At 47.1% G+C, this 2,213-nt stretch carries 1 protein-coding gene and 1 pseudogene; both read left to right on the top strand.

The window, feature by feature from the left end; all coding sequences use genetic code 11:
* Positions 1–435, top strand: a pseudogene (locus BUB54_RS21340) (hypothetical protein); the annotation flags it as partial.
* A complete protein-coding gene (locus BUB54_RS19655; protein ID WP_048880570.1) occupies positions 432–1,907 on the top strand; it encodes a glucosyltransferase domain-containing protein in 1,476 nt (491 codons plus the stop codon). The pseudogene BUB54_RS21340 and the gene BUB54_RS19655, both read left to right, overlap by 4 nt.
* Positions 1,908–2,213 lie beyond the last annotated feature (306 nt).

Here is a 2,213-nt window from a genome sequence, read left to right as displayed (position 1 = left end):
CGCCGACGATATCCTCGCCTCAATTCAACGCTTCTGCCTGCGGTCCCTCACAAAAATGCCCAAAATGAAGACAAATTCCGAATCAGGACACTAGAGGGATTCACCAGTTTCTCCACTGCGCCGCTCAAAGTCTGGACATATGTTGGTGCTGCCTCCGCTACACTCACCTTTATATATTTGTTCTACATTATTATCCGAACTGTAGTGTTTGGGAATCCAGTGCCGGGCTATGCTTCACTATTTGTCGCGGTCACTTTTTTCGGATCGGTTCAGCTCATCTCAATCGGCCTATTAGGTGAGTATATCGGGCGCATCTACATGGAAGCCAAACAGCGACCGCTTTATTTGATCCGCAAATCCTATAGCGGGGACGGTGGAGCTCGCCTCAATATTACAAACAAAGAAACAGCAGCTAGAAATGATATCGTTAAATGATTTTACCCATTCGAATCGGCAAGAGCGCTATTACATACTTGGCGTTCTTCACTTTTTTTATAATAATATATAGCTCTACCATAACAACTACATATGCTTTTTTAGATGACTACAGTTTTGTGTTTTTGTCGAATCAAAACGAAGTATCTCAGCTAACTAGCGGGATAGTCTCTGGTGGTCGACCAATTTATGCACTATTCAGTTTTATTTTTACACTCGTGTCCCAAATCGGCGACCTCCGCTGGATCAGACTGCTTTCGATATCTGGCATCGCAGCTCTTTGCATGCTGTTCACGAAACATCTTAAAGAAAATACTAAACTTCCTCGTAGCGTTTGCATCAGTGCAGGAATGCTGATTGGTCTCATGCCGGCCTTCCAAGTTTATGCATCGTGGGCTGTGACAGCCTTTGATCCATGGGCGGCGTTCCTTGCAGGTCTAAGCTTTCGTGCCCTCAATTACGGCTCAGCTTCAAAATGGAAAGCGGCTGCTTTAAGTCTCGCCTTTCTGGTTTGTGCCATCACCATATACCAGCCAAGCGCGATGATGTATTTTGTTTTTGCGGCAACTGCGTGGATAACAACCGAGAAGCTTCCGTCACTTAAGGAGATAGTTCGAGCGGCGATCGTGATGGGCACAGCTTTGTGCGCGGATTATGCTGCGGCAAAACTTCTCCCAATCTTTATTTTTCATGATTACGAGGTTTACGGTCGTACTGCGTTGGTTACCAATTTTGACGAAAAAGCGAGGTGGTTCCTGAAGACGGTGATGCAGAATGCGTTAAATCTCCCCTCTGCTTTGGGAAACAAAACTGTTGCTATTTTTTCTGCTCTTTTCATCGTTACTGGATTTATCGTCCTAATGTGGCGGGAACGCTCTACATGGACTGCTAGAGCAATACTTGTAATTCTATTCCTTCCTCTAGCATACACGCCAAACCTTATTGTCCAAGAAAATTGGCCAAGCTATAGAACACAAGTCGCTCTAGCAAGTCTCCTTGTCTTATATTTTGTCATGGCTATGGGCGCATGGCTTTGTCTGTGTCGCCTCGACAGACTTATGCCGGCCTTTATGTTTGCCACTGTTTTCGGCTGCGCTTGGATTGCGCGGCACGATGTCAAAACCGAGTTCACCATTCCTCAGGTCAAAGAACTGCATCTGGTATCGTCATACTTAAGAAAAGAAGGAAATCTGAAAAACGCTAGAGATATCTATATTGTCCCCGCACGTTGGCAGGATTCTCTGGCACCGTTCGTGAGGTATGATGAATTTGGCACACCATCTTCTCAGGCGGCTTGGTCAGCTCCAGGCTTGATTTGGGCAATTCTTAATGCCGAACATTCGCCGAACGTCAACGAACTGAAGACGGCGGTCGTTGGACCAGCCGGGCAAGCCCCTAAGGGTGCCACTATCGTGAACCTGGACCGAGCCCTACGTGGTCTCCCCCCAATTGATCCGAAGCAACAGAATTAGCCCGCGCCCGGGACATCCCGGTACGGTTCAATTCTGCTAATCAGTTCGCCCCTCCTATTGGGCGACACATGTCAATTGGCACTGAAGAATTCGCATAAATGGGCGGTTAAACTTCCCTAGGAGCTTGTCCCTGTAATCTTTGGGGCGTCATTTGACTGCGTCGAGCAGTTGTTTCGAGTGGGCGGCGCTACTCCTCACACAGTGAGTTTTGCGAGGTTGTGGGCAGTGCAGATCATTGCCCATTCTCCTTTTATAGTGATTCCCATTAACAACGTTACGCGCTAAACTCTGTCATCTTTAATGGGT

It is taken from the genome of Acidocella aminolytica 101 = DSM 11237, assembly GCF_900129125.1.
Lineage (GTDB): Bacteria > Pseudomonadota > Alphaproteobacteria > Acetobacterales > Acetobacteraceae > Acidocella > Acidocella aminolytica.
The sequence above is the reverse complement of the archived record's forward strand: the minus strand, read 5'-3'. Positions and strand labels throughout refer to the sequence as shown.

Bases quoted from the DNA above. Each gene is read 5' to 3' on its own strand.
- BUB54_RS19655 (WP_048880570.1), top strand. From the start codon at position 432: ATGATTTTACCCATTCGAATCGGCAAGAGCGCTATTACATACTTGGCG.